This window comes from Nocardiopsis sp. LDBS0036 (genome assembly GCF_041228755.1).
GTDB classification, from domain to species: domain Bacteria; phylum Actinomycetota; class Actinomycetes; order Streptosporangiales; family Streptosporangiaceae; genus Nocardiopsis; species Nocardiopsis dassonvillei.
Genome location: NZ_CP141103.1, coordinates 1592201 through 1607014, shown reverse-complemented (window position 1 = coordinate 1607014; position 14814 = coordinate 1592201). Strand labels below are relative to the sequence as shown.

Annotated in this window: 10 protein-coding genes; 8 read left to right on the top strand and 2 right to left on the bottom strand. The window is 74.6% G+C overall.

Annotation, left to right across the window (positions count from 1 at the left end; translation table 11 throughout):
• Window positions 1-2 precede the first annotated feature (2 nt).
• The 3 genes from UIS43_RS06705 to idi all read left to right on the top strand — a co-directional run bounded on the left by UIS43_RS06705 (window position 3) and on the right by idi (window position 2978).
• Window positions 3-1331, top strand: a complete 1329-nt coding sequence (locus UIS43_RS06705) for a family 2 encapsulin nanocompartment cargo protein terpene cyclase (RefSeq protein ID WP_041552749.1) — start codon at window positions 3-5, stop codon at window positions 1329-1331.
• Window positions 1332-1435: 104 nt separating this feature from the next.
• A complete protein-coding gene (locus UIS43_RS06700) occupies window positions 1436-2296 on the top strand; it encodes a geranyl diphosphate 2-C-methyltransferase (protein ID WP_013153643.1) in 861 nt (286 codons plus the stop codon).
• An 82-nt stretch (window positions 2297-2378) separates the two neighbouring features.
• Window positions 2379-2978 carry an isopentenyl-diphosphate Delta-isomerase gene (idi, locus tag UIS43_RS06695; RefSeq protein ID WP_013153642.1) on the top strand — a complete coding sequence of 200 codons (600 nt, stop codon included), beginning with the start codon at window positions 2379-2381 and terminating at the stop codon, window positions 2976-2978.
• 151 nt (window positions 2979-3129) lie between these two features.
• On the opposite strand, the gene UIS43_RS06690 is transcribed toward idi, so the two are convergent.
• Together UIS43_RS06690 and UIS43_RS06685 are read right to left on the bottom strand one after the other, a co-directional pair.
• On the bottom strand, window positions 3130-3945 hold the full coding sequence (locus UIS43_RS06690) for a metallophosphoesterase (protein ID WP_041552748.1): 816 nt from the start codon (window positions 3943-3945) through the stop codon (window positions 3130-3132).
• An 85-nt stretch (window positions 3946-4030) separates the two neighbouring features.
• Complete coding sequence (locus tag UIS43_RS06685) at window positions 4031-4534, bottom strand: DoxX family membrane protein (RefSeq protein WP_071622292.1); 504 nt, start codon at window positions 4532-4534, stop codon at window positions 4031-4033.
• Between the two features lie 536 nt (window positions 4535-5070).
• On the opposite strand from UIS43_RS06685, the gene UIS43_RS06680 reads away from it, so the two are divergent.
• The 5 genes from UIS43_RS06680 to UIS43_RS06660 all read left to right on the top strand — a co-directional run bounded on the left by UIS43_RS06680 (window position 5071) and on the right by UIS43_RS06660 (window position 14793).
• Window positions 5071-6555 (top strand): sodium/glutamate symporter, encoded by a 1485-nt coding sequence (locus UIS43_RS06680; RefSeq protein WP_013153639.1) that lies wholly within the window; start codon window positions 5071-5073, stop codon window positions 6553-6555.
• Window positions 6556-6754: 199 nt separating this feature from the next.
• A complete protein-coding gene (locus tag UIS43_RS06675; protein ID WP_370012771.1) occupies window positions 6755-8284 on the top strand; it encodes a TIGR02677 family protein in 1530 nt (509 codons plus the stop codon).
• Window positions 8284-9726, top strand: coding sequence for a DUF2398 family protein (locus tag UIS43_RS06670; protein WP_370012769.1), 1443 nt, complete (start codon window positions 8284-8286; stop codon window positions 9724-9726). Before UIS43_RS06675 ends, UIS43_RS06670 begins: the two co-directional genes overlap by 1 nt.
• Window positions 9726-14009, top strand: a complete 4284-nt coding sequence (locus UIS43_RS06665) for a TIGR02680 family protein (protein ID WP_370012768.1) — start codon at window positions 9726-9728, stop codon at window positions 14007-14009. The genes UIS43_RS06670 and UIS43_RS06665 overlap by 1 nt, the downstream gene beginning before the upstream one ends.
• A gap of 148 nt (window positions 14010-14157) precedes the next feature.
• Entirely contained in the window at window positions 14158-14793 is a 636-nt protein-coding gene (locus tag UIS43_RS06660; RefSeq protein WP_370012767.1) for a M15 family metallopeptidase, read from the top strand.
• Window positions 14794-14814: the final 21 nt, after the last annotated feature.

The following is a 14814-nucleotide window of genomic DNA, read 5'->3' as shown; positions in this document are numbered from 1 at the left end:
GGATGTCCGCCTCCGCCGCCTCTCCCGAGGTGGCGGCCCTGGTGGACCGCCTGCTCCGTGATTCGCGGCGCCCCGGGAGACCGGACCTGCTGGCGTCCCCGGCCGCCCCGCGGACGCCTCCCGCGCCCCGGCTGCCCGTGGGGTCCCGCCAGGTGGGCACGTCGGCGCTGCGGCTCCGGCTGCCCGACTCCCACGTCGCCGACCAGAGCCCCGGCGCCCTCGCCGTGCGCACCGGACTCCGCCTCCCCGGCCACCCCGGCGGCCTGGGCGTCCCGGGCCCCACCGCCCCGGCGCCCGGGCGCCCGGGGACCGGTGTCCCGCCCGAGGGGCCGGTCGTCGCCTCCGAACCCGAGGGGCCCGAGGTCGACGGCGAGCGGATCCCGGCGCTGTACTGCCCGCCCGCCGTCCGCGACGATCCCGCCCTGGGGGACGAGGTCGACGAACGGCTGCTGGTGTGGGCCGAGGAGATGGGTGTCTACCCCGGCCAGCTCGACCGGGTCCGCTCGGCCGGGTTCGGACGCCTCATCATGCTCGCCCACCCCGAGACCGACGATCCCGACCGGCTGCTGGCGGCGGCCAAGTGCGCCCTGGCCGAGTGGTCCGTGGACGACCACTACGTCGACGGCGAGGCCGAGGAGGCACAGCCGGAGCTGCTCGGCCAGCGCCTGGCCATCGCCCACTCGGTCATCGACCAGGCGCACCTGCCGCTGCGCTACGCGCCCCAGCTGGAGGAGGTCGTGCGCGCGGACCCCGTGATGCGGGCCCTGCGCTCCAGTTTGGACGGCCTGGGCCTGTACGCCACCGCCTCGCAGGTGCGCAGGCTCCGCCACGAGCTGGCGATCATGTTCGTGGCCTACAACCAGGAGGGCGTCTGGCTGGCCACCGGCCACCGGCCGCCGGTCTGGGAGTTCCTCATGCACCGGCACGAGAACAGCTTCGTGCCGTGCATGGCGCTCATCGACGCGGTCGCCGGGTACGAGCTGCCGCACCAGGTGTTCTCCGAGCCCAGCGTGCGCCGCGTGTTCACCCTGGCGGGCAGCGCGAGCGTGATCGTCAACGACCTGTACTCCATGGGCAAGGAGGACGTCACCGACCTCAGCCTTCCCCGGCTGATCGCCACCGAGGACGGGTGCTCGCTGGGTGAGGCGGTGCGGCGCACCGTCGACATCCACGACGAGCTCATGCACGCCTTCGAGGCCGAGGCCGCCGCCCTGGCGCTCACCGGCTCGCCGGAGCTGCGCCGCTTCCTGTGGGGCCTGTGGGCCTGGCTCGGCGGCAGCCGCGAATGGCACGCCCGCAGCCCCCGCTACCACGGGGCGGGCACCGACTGAACGGGCCGCGCGCCCGGCGCGGCCCCTCCCCCCGCAGCGGACCGGCCCGGCCCCGAGCACGGGCCGGTCCGGACCGACACACCACGACAAGGAGTTCCTCCGCGATGACCGAGACCCTCAGCCGATCGTCCGACGTCCTGCGCACCGCCTACCAGGAGTCCGTGGCGGCGTACTGGAACGCCGAGAAGGACCCCGTCAACATCCGCCTCGGCGAGGTCGACGGCCTCTACCACCACCACTACGGGGTCGGCGACTACGACCCGTCCGTGCTGGAGGGGCCGGAGGAGACCCGCGACGAGCGCATCATCCAGGAGATGCACCGCCTGGAGACCGCGCAGGCCAACGTGCTGCTGGACTACCTGGGCCCGGTCGCGCCCGGCGACCGGATCATGGACACCGGCTCCGGCCGCGGCGGCACCAGCTTCATGGCCAACCAGCGCTTCGGCTGCCACGTGGACGGCATCAGCATCTCCGAGCAGCAGGTCGCCTTCGCCAACGCCCAGGCCGAGGAGCGGGGCGTGTCCGACCGCGTGCGCTTCCACTTCCGCAACATGCTCGACACCGGCTTCGAGACGGGCTCCCTGCGCGCCAGCTGGAACAACGAGTCCACCATGTACGTGGACCTGTTCGAGCTCTTCCGCGAGCACGCCCGCCTGCTGGAGTACGGCGGCCGCTACGTCACCATCACCGGCTGCTACAACGACGTCACCGGCGGCCGCTCCAAGGCGGTCAGCCGCATCGACGAGCACTACACCTGCAACATCCACCCCCGGAGCGAGTACTTCCGGGCGATGGCCGCCAACGGCCTCGTCCCCATGGAGGTCGTGGACCTCACCGCGGCCACGATCCCCTACTGGGAGCTGCGCGCGAAGTCCTCTGTGGCCACCGGCATCGAGGAGCCCTTCCTCACCGCCTACAAGGAGAACAGCTTCCACTACCTGCTCATCGCGGCCGACCGCGTCTGAACCTCCCGGAGGGGCGGCGCGGCCGGTGTCCGCGCCGCCCCTCCGAGCGTCCGCACCCCGATGTCGAACACGAAGGACACCGATGACCGCCAGAACGGACACCGACCACCGCTCCGCCGCCGACCAGTACGACCCCGCCGCGCGGCCGGTCATGCTCGAACTGGTCGACGAGGACGGGGCGACGATCGGCACCGCGGAGAAGCTCTCCGCCCACCTGCCCCCCGGGCGGCTGCACCGGGCCTTCTCGGTCTTCCTGCTGGACGGGCGGGGCCGCCTGCTGCTCCAGCGCCGTGCCCTGGGCAAGTACCACTCCCCGGGCGTGTGGTCCAACACCTGCTGCGGCCACCCCTACCCCGGCGAGACGCCCTTCGCGGCCGCCGCCCGGCGCACCGGCGAGGAGCTGGGCGCGGCCCCCGTGCTGATGCGCGAGGCCGGGACCGTGCGCTACAACCACCCCGACCCGGTCTCCGGGCTGGTGGAGCAGGAGTACAACCACCTCTTCGTCGGCCTGGTGCGCGACGACCTGCGCCCCGACCCCGGGGAGATCGCCGGGACCGCGTTCGTGGACCCGGACGGGCTCGCGCGGCTGCGCGGGGAGCACCCGGTCTCGGCGTGGTTCGCGACCGTGTTCGACGCCGCGCTGCCCGCGGTGCGCGAGCTGGCGCCCGACGCGGGCTGGTAGTCCCCGGCCGCCGCGGGCCGTGCTTCCGTCCCGCGTACCCGGACGGGGGCCGGGGGGCCGGACGCGGAGCCGGGCGGGCGGGACCGGTACGGGGTTCCCGGTCGGGCGCCGACGGCCGACGGACGCAGCGCCCTCCCGTCGCGCCCGGGGCCTACAGGATGCGGCGCGGCCCCTCGGGCGGGTGCGGACGGGCGCCCCACTCGCGGGGGTAGCCCAGCGAGACCTCCACGTGGGGCACGCCGTCGACCACGATCGTGCGCGGGATGTGCAGGTGCCCGTAGACCACGGCGCGCGCCCGGTAGCGCACGTGCCAGTCCGCGGTGGCCTCGGTCCCGCACCACTGGGCGAACTCGGGGTGGCGCAGGATCCGGGTGGGTTCGCGCACCAGCGGGAAGTGGTTGACCAGCACGGTGGGCAGGTCGGCGTCCAGCGCGTCCAGCCGCTCGCGCGTGTACTCCAGGCGGGCGCGGCACCAGGCGTCGCGCCCGGGGTGGGGGTCGGGGTGCAGCAGGTACTCGTCGGTGCACACCACGCCCGCCTCGTGGGCGACCGCCAGCGCCTCCTCCTTGGTGCGCGTCCCCTCGGGCCGGAAGGTGTGGTCGTACAGCACGAACAGGGGGGCCACCGCGACCGGCCCCTCGGGCCCCGGCCACACCGGGTAGGGGTCCTCGGGGGTGTGCACGCCCAGTCCGCGCAGGCCCTCGACCAGGTGCCGGTAGCGCGCCTCCCCGCGCAGCTGGACGGGGTCCTTGGGCGTGGTCCACAGGTCGTGGTTGCCCGGAACCCAGACCACGGTGGCGAACCGGTCGGCCAGCATTTCCATCGCCCAGAGGACTTCCTCGCCGGTGTCGGCGACGTCCCCGGCCACCAGGAGCCAGTCGTCGTCGGACTCCGGGCGCAGCCCCTCGGTGAAGGCGCGGTTGTCACCGTGCCGTACGTGCAGGTCGCTGATGGCGAACAGGCCCATCCCACCGTCTCCCCGTGTCGGCACCGGTCCGCGGCCACCCTACACACAAACGCGGGGGCCGACCTGCGCCGTGCCGCCGGGCGGCTCACGCGACGGTCCCGGCGCGGGGCGCCCGCGCGGGGGCGTCCGGCGCCGCGCGCCGCCGGGCGCGCAGGTGGTGGACCAGCACGGCGAGCGTCGCCGCCAGGAACACCGCCTGCATGGCGGTGCGCACCGGCAGGCTCTCGGTCATCCCGGTGACCGTCCCGGCGGTGATCGCGTACACGTTGGCCGGGAACATGACCACCAGCAGGGCGCTGAGTCCGGCCGCGGCCCAGGGCGAGGTGCGCGCCCACAGGATCCCCGCCGCCCCGGCCAGTTCGAGGACGCCCGTGACGGTGACCAGCAGGGCGGGAGCGGGCAGCGCGGGCGGGACCATCGCGATCAGGTCCTCGCGCATGCCCACGAAGTGCGACACCCCGGTCAGGGCGAACATGGCCGCGATCCCGCCCCGCAGGGCCAGCGGCCAGGAGCGCAGCGGACGCACGCCCGCCGCGCCGAGGGCGAGCAGCAGCGCCGTGACGCCGACGAGGGCGATGAGCGGTTCCATGGTGCTTCCTCCCGGTGTGTTCTCCCGTCCCCGCGATCTTTCCACTGGCAATATTCCTCCTCCCGGTGGAACTTGTCAACGGAAAGATGGAAGGGCGGTGGCGGACGGGGCCCGCGGATGCCCGCGGACCCCGCGTGACACTTCCCATCCCGGCGGCGGACCGCCGGGCGGACCGGCTCGGATAGGGCGGACCGGGCCCCGACGGTGGACGCCCCGCCCCCGCGGCCGCCACAGAGCCGCCCGTGGACCGCGTTCGGGCCCTGTCGCGGGTGGAAGCGTCGGCGGCCCAGGTCGCCGCGGCCCGCGCGGTGTGAGCGGACCCGTGTGCCGCGTCCGCTTCGGTCACGTCGAGTCCGTGTTCGACACCACTACGGGATGTGTAGGATGCCGCGGGTGATCGTGACGACACGGTCACCCGAGCCGTGGCGCCCTCCCCCCTACCTCCCCGCCACGGCGCCGAGCCGAGGCGTGCCGCCCCGACCCGCTCGTGTCCGGGTGCGCACGCGCTCGCGGAACCGACACACGAGAGGTAGAGGATGAGCCCTGAGACCGTCGGCCTCGCACTCCTGCTGCTGGGAGTGCTGCTGCTGACAGCGAAGCTGGTACGGGTCAGGTGGAAGCTGACGCAGAGGCTCTACCTTCCCGCGTCGATCATCGGCGGTGGTGTCGCCCTGCTCCTGGGCCCCGACGTGTTCGGGCGCCTCATGGGCTGGCTGGCCGACCGGGGCGTCGGTGGGGGCTTCGCCGAGCGCGCGGCCGAGGGCGGCCTCTTCGGTACCGACGTGATGGCGGTCTGGTCGGCCCTGCCCGGCCTGCTGATCTCGGTGGTCTTCGCCAGCCTCTTCCTCGGCAAGCCCCTGCCGCGCTTGCGCGAGGCCGCCTCCCTGGCGGGCCCCAACCTCGCCTTCGGCGTCACCATGGCCAGCGGCCAGTACGTGATCGGCCTGGTGCTCGCCCTGCTGGTGCTCGCGCCCCTGTTCGGCGTGCCGGTCATCTCCGGGGCCCTGATCGAGATCGGCTTCCTCGGCGGGCACGGGACCGCGGCGGGGCTGGGCGACACCTTCGAGCAGGCGGGCTGGGCCGCGGGGCAGGACCTGGCCCTGGGCATGGCCACCGTCGGACTGCTGTCGGGGATCATCGTCGGCATCGTCCTCATCAACTGGGGCGTGCGCCGCGGCAAGTCCAACGTGATCAGCGACGACGCGCGCGGCAGCGACACCGAGCAGGCCGGGCTGGTCGAACCCGGCAAGCGCTCGGCGGGCTCGACCATGACCGTCCACCCCTCGTCCATGGACCCGATGACGCTCCACTTCGGGCTGGTCGCCCTCGCCGTGCTGATCGGTCAGCTCATCCTCATGGGGTTGCAGTGGCTGGAGCGGACTCTGTGGGCCGACACCATCGAGATCATGGCCTACGTGCCGCTGTTCCCGCTGGCCATGATCGGCGGCATCCTCCTCCAGGTGTTCATCGACCGCTTCGACCGCAACGACGTGGTGGACCACGGGACCGTGGAGCGGATCCAGGGCCTGTCGCTGGACGTGCTCATCATCGCCGCGATGGCCACCCTCTCGCTCCAGGCCATCGCCGACAACATCGCCGCCTTCACCATCCTCGCTGTGGCGGGCGTCCTGTGGTCGCTGTGCGGCTTCCTGTTCCTGGCGCCGCGGATGATGCCCAGCCACTGGTTCGAACGGGGCATCGGCGAGTTCGGCCAGTCCCTGGGCGTCACCGCCACGGGCCTGGTGCTGATGCGCGTCGTCGACCCGGAGATGAAGTCGCCCGCCTACCCGGCGTTCGGCTACAAGCAGCTGATCTTCGAACCGTTCTTCGGGGGCGGCCTGGTCACCGCGGCCGCCATCCCGCTGATCATCAGCCCGCAGGTGGGAGCGGTGGGCTTCCTGGCGATCATGGCCGTCGTCCTGGCGGCCAGCCTCGCCACGGGCCTGTTCGTGCTCCGTCGCGGGTCGCGCGGGGCCGCAGCCACCGAACGGGAGGCCGAGGAGGCCGAGACGGTGTCCTGACCCGGCGCACGCGCCCGCCGGTCCGGCCGCGGCGGAGCGGGGCGCCGGACGCGGCTTTCGCCGGGGCGCCGGGCCTCCTCCCGAACCGGGCCTGTGGAAAACGGGTGTACCGTCCCTTCGGTCACCTAGCGTTAGTGGGGAGGCGCGACCGGTCCGAGGTCCGCCCCGGCAACGCGCACACCAACCGAAGGGGCGGCCCGTGGTCGAACGCAGAGCCCTCGACATGGACCCGCTCGCGGTCAGCGACCGGTTCCGTCTGTTCAACTTCACCCGTCGCGACGACCACGTCACCTACCTGTGGATCCTGCGGGCCATGGACCGCCTGCGCGAGGTCCACCAGGTCCAGGTGGCCCCCGACGACGTCGCCGAGGCCCTGCGCGAGCTGGCCCGGTCCCACGACGGGGTGCCCGTGCCCGACCGGAGCCTGCGCGACCGCCTGGACGAGCTGCACGCCGACCGCGTCGTGCACCGCTTCGACGACGCCTCGCGGGCGGGCAACCTGGCGCGCTACCGCAACCGCCAGTCGGTCTACCAGTTCAGCGAACTCGGCTACCGCGCCTACCAGTCGGTGGAGAACCTGCTCGGCGCCCGCATCGAGGACGTCAACCTGTCCCGGCTGGTCTTCTCCGAGGTCCTGGACGACCTGCGCGCCCTGGCCGAGGCCAACCGCACCGGCCGGGCCGAACAGGTCTACCGCAGGCTCGCGCGCCTGGACGCGGTCATGGAGGACATGGGGCGCCGCTCCGCCCAGTTCCACGTCACCCTCGGTGAGATCCTGCGCTCCACCGACACCTCCCCGGACATCTTCCTGCGCCACAAGAACGCCCTGCTGGTGCACATGAGCGACTTCATGGCCGAACTCGACCGCTACCTGCCCCGCCTGGACCGCGCCGTGCGCGAGGTGGAGGAGACGGGGCTGGCCACGCTGCTCTCCCGCGCCGCCGACTCCGACGAGCGCCTGTTCATGGAGCGCGACGAGCGCCTGGCCGACTGGCGCCGCCGCTGGCGGGCCCTGCGCGCCTGGTTCGCCTCCGACGACGCCATCCCCGCGCGGGCCGCCGAACTCCACGCGGCCACCCGGTCGGCCGTCTCGGGCGTCATCGCCCTGCTGCGCCAGATCACCGAGGCCCAGCGCGGCGGGGTCAACCGCTCCACCCAGCTGCGCCACCTCGCCGAGTGGGTGTTCCACACCCCCGACGACGGCGCCGCGCACGCCCTCATGGGCGCCGCCTTCAACGTCCGCTCCGCCCGCCACCTGGGCGCGGCCCACGACGACGAGGAACAGATCCCGCCCAACACGACCTGGTGGGACGCCCCCGGCGTGGAGGTGTCGGTCACCCTGTTCCGCAGCGGCAACGCCCCCAACGCGGGCGTGCCCAAGCCGGTGCGGCGCAACCCCGGCGCCCAGGCGCGCCTTCGCGGACAGCAGGCCGCGGGCCGGGCCGCCGAACGCGAGGCCGCGGCCCGCCTGGTCGACCTGGGCGCCCACGGCCGGGTCCTGGACGAGACCGACACCCGCGTCCTGCTGCGCCTGGTCACCCGCGCCCTGGAGTCGCGCAGCGTCGTCGCCGGACGCCTGTCCTCGGCCGGCGGCGAGGGCGACGGCACCATGGTCCGCCTGGTCCCCGACCCGGCGGGCAGCACCGTCCACACCAGCCAGGGCCGCATCCACCTGCCGGGCCTGCGCCTGGAGGCCACCGGCCACCGGCCCCGAACGAAGAACACCTGATGCCCCGACTCTTCGCCCGCACGGTCGCACCCGCCGACCTGGGCTCCTACCAACAGGCCATGCGCCGCGTCCTGACCTGCGACCTCATCACCGCCGCGCGCCCGCGCCCCGGCGTCCTGGACCAGGTGCTGCGCTGGGCCGACGAACTCGCCGCCGACCTGGAGCGGCTCTTCGGCTACACCCTGGTCGCCACCACCGACCACGTGCGCCTGGTCCGCGAACTCGACGCCCTGGACCCCACCCAGCGCCAGACCTTCTCGCGCCGGGGCAAGCCCTTCGACCGGCGCAGACTCGCCTACCTGTGCCTGGTGCTGGCCGCCTTCCAGCGCTCCCAGATCGAGATCAGCCTCGCCGACCTGGTCGCCCGGTTCACCCCCGGGGCCAACGCCGTCGGCGGACTGGGTTACGACCCCACCGACGGCGCCCACAAGGCCGCGCTGGTCGACGTCGCCCACTGGCTGGTGGACCGCGGGGCGCTCCACCTGTCCGACGGGTCCCTGGAGGCGTGGGCGGCGGGCGGCGAGCAGGGCGACGCCCTGTTCGACATCGACCACGAGGTGTGCGAGCTGCTGTTCCGTCCGGCGCGCCCGGTCCAGCACCTGGGCAGCGTCGCCGGACTGCTCGCCGACCCGCTCACCGAGGCCTCGCCGCGCGAGCAGGCGGCCCGGCGGGCGCGGCGGCTCCTGGTGGAACGGCCGGTCGTGTACTACGCCGACGTCGAACCGGCCGTGGCCGCGGTCCTGCGCGGCCGGGGCGTGGCCGAGGACCTGGCCCGCGCCACCGGGCTCAGCGTCGAGCGCCGCGCCGAGGGCGTCCTGCTGGCCGACCCGGCGGGCACCTTCACCGACCGGCCCTTCCCGGGCCGGGGCGGGGCGGTCAACCGCACCGCCGGGCTGCTGCTGGCCAAGGTGGCCGACCTGCTGGAGACCTCCCTGGCCGCGCTGGTCCGGCTCCAGGTGCCCCCGCACGCCGACGACCAGGCCGAACTCGTCCGGCTCGTGGACGCCGGTCTGCCCCGCGACGGCGTCGTGGCCGACCTGGCCTGGACCGTGGAGCCCGCCGGGGAGCGGGAGGAGGCCGCGGCGCTGCTGGAGGTCCCCCTGGTCGAGCGCGGCCGGTGGGAGACCATGATCCACGAGCTCTACGCGGAGTTCGGCGCCGCCTCCTTCGGCGGAGCCTGGCAGCAGGACCCCTACGGCCTGCTGGACGCCGCCCTGACCCTGCTCGCCGAACTCTCCCTCATCAGACCGGTCCCCGGCGGCGCCCTGGTGCTCCCCGCCGCCTCCCGCTACCGCAACATCCAGGGCGCGCTGCCCGAGCGCGCCGACGGGGGACAGCTGCCCCTGGGGCTGACCGAACCCCCGCCGGGAGGGCCCGTCTCCTCCGGCCCCTCGCCCGACACCGCCCCCGCAGCCGCCTCCACCTCCGCGGAAGGAAAGTAATGTCCCCCAGGAGCGACCGATTCCGGCCCAGCCGCGCCGGCGTGATCAACGTCTGGGACTACGTCGACGAGGAGTTCGTGTTCGCCGACGGACGCCTCGTCCTGCGCGGACACAACGGCTCGGGCAAGACCAAGGCGTTGGAAGTGCTCTTCCCGTTCATCCTGGACGGGTACACCGACGCCCGCCGTCTGGACCCCTTCAGCGGCCAGAACCGCACCATGAAGTCCAACCTGCTCTACCGGGGCCAGGACTCCGAGTACGGGTACGTGTGGATGGAGTTCGCCCGCACCGGACCGGGGGAGGGGACCGAGACGGTCACCCTGGTCATCGGCCTGCGCGCGCACCGCCACCGCGACGGCGTGACCCCCTCCTTCTTCGTCACCGACCAGCGCCTGGGCGTGGACTTCGGCCTGCTCGCCACCGACGGCCGCCCGCTCACCGAGCGGCAGCTCAAGGGGGTGCTCGGCGAGGACGCCTTCCGCTCCACCGCGGCCGACTACCGCCGCGCCGTGGACGCGCGCCTGTTCGGCCTGGGCGAGCGCTACGTCCAGCTGCTCGACCTGCTCCTGGCGCTGCGCCGCCCGCTGCTGGCCAAGGACCTGGACCCCGAGAAGGTCTCCGAGACCCTCACCAGCGGCCTGAGCCCCCTGGACGAGGAACTCCTCGACCAGGCCGCCCGCGACTTCACCAACCTGGCCGCCGTCCAGCGCCGCTTCGACCAGGCCAGCACGGCGCACGCCGCGACCACGGCCTTCGTCGGGGAGTACGCCGCCTACCTCACCGCCCACGCCCGCCACCGCCTGGCCCGCGTGCACACCGCCGCCGGGCAGACCGCCGAGCAGGCCCGCGCCATCGCCGAGGCCCGCGACACCCGCGAGCGGGCCACGCTCGCGCACGCCGCCGCCACCGGCCGGGCCGAGGAGCACGACGCCCGGATCCGTCGGCTCGCCGCGCGCAGGGGCGGTCTGGAGGCGCACGAGGCCTTCCGCAGCCACGCCGCCCTGGAGATCGAACGCGCGCACAGCGCCGAGACCGCCCGCGCCCTGGCCGAACAGCGGGCCAGACTGGACGACCAGGCCGGGGAGGTCACCGCCCTCCAGCGTGAGGCCGACCGGGTCGCCGCCGACCTCGAACACGGGCGGGCGCGCACCGGTGAACTGGCCGCGGAGCTGGCCGAGAACGCCGCACAGGCCGGGCTCGACCACGACGGGGAGGGCCCCGCCGACACCGGCGACGACCTGTCCGCCGCCGCGCGGGCGCGCGCGACCGCCCGCCGCGCCGACGTGGCCGCGGTCCGCGAGCGCCTCGCCGAACTCGCCCGCGCCGAGACCGCGCGCGGCGCCGCCGAACGGGCCGCCGCCCAGGCCGAGGACAGGCTCGGACGCGGCGAGGCGGAGTGCGCCCGCGCGGCCGACGACCTGGCCGCGGCCCGCGCCGGTGCCGCCGACGCGCTCACCGCCTGGGCCGCGCACTGGGCCGAGGGGCCCGCCCCGGTCACCGACGCCGCCTGCGTCGCGGCCCTGAGCGGGGCACTGGAGAGCGTCGGACGCCCCGGCACCCCCACGGTGTCGGAGGTCTACGGCGAGCACACCGACCAGCAGCGCCTGGACGCCGCCGCGCACACGCGCACGCTGGAGACCGACCGGGACCGGCTCGGCGCCGAGATCGACCGCCTCACCCGCGAGCGCGCGGACATCGCCGCCGAACGCGACGACGCCCCGCCCGCCGACGCGCTGCGCACCGCCTCCCGCGAGGGGCGCCCCGGCGCCCCGCTGTGGCAGCTGGTCCGCTTCGCCGACGCGGTCGGCGACGACGAGGCCGCCGCCGTCGAGGGCGCCCTGCACGGTGCGGGCCTGCTCACCGCCTGGGTGCACCCCGACGCCGACGCCACCCGCGCGGCGCTCGCCTCGGGCGGGGCCGACGCCTACCTGCTGCCCGCCGAGGGCGCGGCCGCGCCCGAGGGGCCCACCCTGGCCGACGTGCTGGTGCCCGAGCGCCAGGACCGGGTCCCCGAGCACGTCATCGCCCGCGTCCTGGCGTCGGTGCGCCTGGTCCGCGACAGCGAGGGCTCGGCCGGGGCCACGGACACCGTCCAGTCCCTCGGGGCGGCTGACGCCACGGGCGCCGGGGGAGCGGCGGCGCACACCGTCGGCACCGGCGCGCGGTTCGCCCAGGGGGTGCTGGTGGGCGTCAGCCCCAAGGCCGCCCCCGAGTTCATCGGCGCCACCAACCGCGCCCACCGCCGCCGCGAACGCCTGGCCGAGTGCGACGCCCGCATCGCCGAACTCGACGAGCGGCGCGCACGGGTCGCCGAACAGCTCGACCGGGCGGGCGAACTCCTCAAGGCCTTCACCCGGGCCCGCGCCGCCCTGCCCGAGACCGCCCCGATCGACCGGGCCGTGCGCCGGGTCGACCAGCAGTCCACCCTCCTGGCCTCGGCGAGGGCCGAGAGCGAGGAGCGCCGCCGCGACCTCGACGCCGCGGTCGCCGAGGTCGACGCCCACCGCCACCAGGTGCGCGCGGTGGCCTCCGAACGCGCCATGCCCGCCCAGCCCGAGGCGGTGGACGCCGTCGCCCGCGCCGTGGACGACTTCCTGGAGACCGCGCGCCGCCTGCACACCGCCCGCGCAGAGGTCGACCGGCACACCGTCGACCTGGACGGCCGGAAGGAGACCCTGGACCGCCTGCGCGCACGGCTGGAGGAGGACCGCGAACGCCACGAGGAGCGCACCCGCGAGCACGAGCGCGCCGCGGCCGAGCTGGCCGCCAAGCAGGAGGGCATCGACGCCCCGGTCCGCGAGCTCATGGCCGAGCTCGAACAGGTCAAGGAGGAGCTGCACCGGGCCCGTGAGGAGCACCAGGGCGCCCAGAAGGAGGCCGCGGCCGCCCACGAGGCCATGATCCGGGCCGACGAGAAGCTGGAGGGCGGGCAGCGGGCCCTCACCGACTCCCTCTCCGCGCTGTTCGAGCAGGCCGACGCCTTCGCCGCCCTCACCCACCCCGACCTGCGCGCCACCCTGGGCGTGGACACCGCGCACGCCTGGCCGGACCGGCGCTCCTGGCCCGCCCCCGAGGAGGCCGCCGAACAGGTCCTGGCCGAGGCCCCGGACGACCCGGAGGCCGCCGTGCGCGCGGTCCTGCCCGGCCGCGCCGCGGAGCTGCTCGACGCGTTCACCGCCGCCGTCGGCTCCGGGTCCGCGGTCACCGACGGCGACCTCAAGACCGTCTCCACACGCATCTCCAACGCCCTGCGCGTCTTCCAGGACACCCTGGGCGGTGACGCCGAGGGCTACCGGGTCGACCACGAACTCGGGGTCAGCGGCGTCATCACGGTGTTCGTCAACGACGAGACCGGCCGCAACCCCGTCTCCGCCTTCGCCCGCGTCATCGCCGAACGCGTCGAGGAGCAGGGAGCGCTGCTGCGCGAGGAGGAGCGCGGGGTTCTGGAGGACGAACTGCTCACCGGGATCGCCCAGCAGATCCACGAGCGGGTGCGGGTGGCCCGCGACCTGGTCGTCAGCATGGACCGCGACACCCGTTCGCGGCCCATGTCCTCGGGCACCCGGATCGGCATCCGCTGGAGCCGCTCCGACCGCGTGAGCGAGCACCAGGCCACCGCCGCCCGCCTGGTCCGGCGCGACACCGACGAGCTGGGCGCCTCGGGGCTGACCCGGTTGCGCGAGGTCCTGCGGGAGATGATCCGCGAGCACCACGCCGCCCACCCGCGCGCCACCTACAAGCAGGTCCTGTCGGCGGTGCTGGACTACCGCACCTGGTACCGGTTCGAGCTGCGCCTGGCCGTGCCGGGCCAGGAGGAGGTCAAGCTCACCAGGAACAAGCACGAGCAGATGTCGGGCGGCGAGAAGTCCGCCGCGATCCACCTGCCGCTGTTCGCCGCCGCCAACGCCCTGTACACCTCGGCCGCGCCCACCTGCCCCCGGATGGTGGCCCTGGACGAGGCCTTCGCCGGGATCGACGACCGCTACAAGCCCGAGCTCATGGGGCTGACGGTCACCTTCGACCTGGACATGTTCATGACCGGGCACGACCTGTGGGTGCACTACGACAGCGTGCCCATGGCCGCCCACTACGACATGCACCACGACAAGGGGGCGCACACCGTCTCGGCGATGCTCATGCTCTGGGACGGCACCCAGACCATCGACGCCGACGCGGGGTTCTCCGGCAACGAGGAGCTGGCCGCGCAGCTGCTGGGCATCACCCCCAGCCGGTTCGCCCCGCTGTCCTCGGCCGGAACCCTGTTGGAGGACGCCGACGCCTGAGCGGTCCCGGCACGGCCCCGGTGGACTTCTTCCGAAGGCGCACCGGGGCCGTGCCGGGAAACGACACATCCGTGCAACACCGCTCGTACTTCACTCGGGGGCGACGAGGACCCCACACATCGCGCACGCGATGCCCGAGAGGTGAAGGATGAGCGCAGTGACGAAACGGGAGACGCTGGAGGGCCTCCCCGCCGGGAACCCGGCCGGGAGCCCCGGCGGCGGTCCGCCCGGCCGCGGATGGCGGCCCCGGTACCGGCTGGCCGCTGCCCTGTGCGCCGCGGTGGCCGTCGTGCTGGCGGCCTGGTCGGTGAACGTGCTGGTGCCGGACCGGGAGGAGGTGGTCTTCACCGCTGAGGACGGCGCCCTTCCGGACGACCTGTCGGTCACCCCGTTCGACACGCAGTACCCCTCGATCGCCCGCCTGGACGGTGCGCTGCTGGAGGCCGTGCGGGAGGCGGCCCGGGACGCCCTGGAGGAAGGGATCGTCCTCCACGTCACGTCGGGCTGGCGCAGCGGGGAGTACCAGCGGCACCTGCTCGACCAGGCCGTCCTCGACCACGGCTCCCGCGAGGAGGCCGGGAGGCTGGTCAGCACCCCGGAGGAGTCCAGGCACGTGACCGGGGAGGCGATCGACATCGGCCCGACCGACGCCGCCGACTGGCTCGTCCGCCGCGGTTCGGCCTACGGGCTGTGCCAGGTCTACGCCAATGAGATGTGGCACTTCGAACTGCTCACCGAGCCCGGCGGCGACTGCCCCGACCTGCTGTCCGACGCCGCGGGTTAGGGGCGGGCCCGGGCGGAGCGC